The sequence below is a fragment of the Bacteroides caecigallinarum genome (assembly GCF_021531075.1).
GTDB lineage: Bacteria > Bacteroidota > Bacteroidia > Bacteroidales > Bacteroidaceae > Phocaeicola > Phocaeicola caecigallinarum_B.
On the sequence record NZ_JADYTJ010000136.1, the window covers coordinates 1 to 886 of the forward strand.

General features: G+C 49.1%; 2 protein-coding genes. Both read right to left on the reverse strand.

Features of this window, described 5'->3' with window-relative positions; genetic code table 11:
- Nucleotides 1-458, reverse strand: a 458-nt coding sequence (locus I6E11_RS14700) for a hypothetical protein (RefSeq protein ID WP_235338839.1), incomplete at its 3' end; no start/stop codon positions are given.
- 5 nt (nt 459-463) lie between these two features.
- Nucleotides 464-886 (reverse strand): TraG/VirB4 family ATPase (locus tag I6E11_RS14705; protein WP_449500930.1); only part of this gene is annotated, 423 nt, incomplete at its 5' end.

The window sequence follows — 886 nt, forward strand, 5'->3', positions numbered from 1 at the left end:
GCATAAAGTTCTTTATATGCCTTTTCTGACTGTTGCCGCCTGATTTCATCCGGGGAATTCCGGTCAATGCCGTATTTCATGAGAAAACAGGAATTAATGAAAGGGCTGTCAATATTCTTCGGGTTGGCGATGAAACCTCCCAGCTTTTCCAGTTCTCCGTACAGCTTGTCAAGATACTGTACGGGAGGAGGGGAACAAAGCCGCTCGAAGACCTTCTCCACAGCATGTGTCAGTCTTACATCGACCTCTACGGCATCAGGTATCTCGCCTCTGAGTCTTCTTTCCCTGTAATCTTCCGGTTCCATACTTTCAAGCCGGTGATACAGCTCATAGTCTTCTGAAAATCCGTAATGTTCACGGATATCCTTCGGTATGTCCCATCCGTTCATCAGGGACCAGTAGAGACATTCGATTGTCTCCTTACGCTTTCTTTCATCCGATTCAAAACTGTCATTCATAACCGTCATGCTTTACCGTTTGACCTTTTCCTTTCCCTTCTCATTTCCGCAATGCGTTTTACGGCCAGTTCCAGATTTCCGCCCAGTTCCTTGGCCAGCTTCTGCAATTCCAGCTTTTCCGACTCTTCCGTGGTATATACGGCATATTCCTCATCGCTGACTTCCGTGGCATACACGGCCGAGTGGGTACCGCCAAGACCGATCCAGACCTCACGGTAGAAACGTCCGGGATGGTTGGCCTGGTTAATGGACAGGATCTGTCCGCGTTCCTTGTCGGTCAGTCCGAGAAGCCGCTGGATATGGTCGAACTTGTTCATGTATTTCCGCTGGTCAAGAAGAATCTTGCAGTCACTGTTGTTGATGATAGCTTCCTTCACGACAGGGGAACTGATGATGTCATCCACTTCCTGGGTGACCACCACGGCCTC